This window comes from Exiguobacterium sp. s128 (assembly GCF_018618815.1).
GTDB classification, from domain to species: Bacteria; Bacillota; Bacilli; order Exiguobacteriales; family Exiguobacteriaceae; genus Exiguobacterium_A; species Exiguobacterium_A antarcticum.
The window spans coordinates 1-958 of the sequence record NZ_JACSMT010000101.1; the positions used below are offsets into that span (position 1 = coordinate 1).

The 958-nt window shown below is 40.8% G+C and carries 2 protein-coding genes; both read right to left on the reverse strand.

Annotated elements, in window-relative coordinates; all coding sequences use genetic code 11:
• Positions 1–647: IS3 family transposase (locus tag KNQ13_RS16335; protein ID WP_353048754.1), on the reverse strand; the 647-nt coding region annotated here is incomplete at its 3' end.
• 2 nt (positions 648–649) lie between these two features.
• Positions 650–958 (reverse strand): helix-turn-helix domain-containing protein (locus KNQ13_RS16340; protein ID WP_214773281.1); only part of this gene is annotated, 309 nt, incomplete at its 5' end.

Below are 958 nucleotides of genomic sequence, written 5' to 3' on the forward strand. Positions count from 1 at the left end.
CAGTTTCCTCTACGAGACATGCTGCTTGTTAGATGGTTCTTCTGGACGAAATCTTGAAAGGCATATGACGTATAGACACTTCCTTGGTCTGAATGAATGATGACCCCCTCGGGGTGGTTTCGATTCTCAAGCGCTACCTTTAACGTATCGATAACGAGAGGCGTTTGTTGGTGCTCGTATAATTTGTAGGCAATGATCTCGTTATTGAATAAGTCCATGATGGTTGAAAGATATTTCGTCGTGCTGCCGTATTGGATATAGGTGATATCCGTCACCCACTTCTGATTCGGTTTACTTGCTGTGAAGTCACGCTTGAGAAGATCAGGTGCCGTTATGATGCGCTCACCTTGAGACTTCCATCTTCGCTTGGGCTTGATCCGACATTGAAGATGGTGTTTTTGCATGATTTTCTGTACGGTATTCCGATTGACTTTTAATCGATAGATTTGCTGTAATAATGCCTTTATTTTCCGATGGCCATTCCGATACTTCGTCTGTTTACTTAGTTCGATGATGGCTTTTTCTAGCACCGAAGGTGCTTCCACAGATCCTTTAATCCAACGGTAATAGTTTGCTCTTGGTACATTCAAAGCATTAAGAATGGCGGTGATTGTATACTTTTCCCGAAGAAACTCTACAATTTTTATGACTACTTCTTTTTCAACTCTCTTTCGATCTCCATGTACTTTTTTAAGATTTCGTTTTCCATCTTCAGATGAGACAGTTGTCGCTCTCTCTTGTCATCCTCACTCACAGAATCAGGACCATGCCCATAGCTATATTGTTTTCCAATCGGCTGATCAAATCGATAATGTTGGTTAGAACGATACCATTTCATCCATGTTTTGATTTGAGATTCATTTTTGATCCCGTACTTCTCCATGATCTCTTTCGTTGTTAACTCACCACTCAGCTTATCTTTGACTACTGCCCATTTCACTTCACTTGAATATACGTT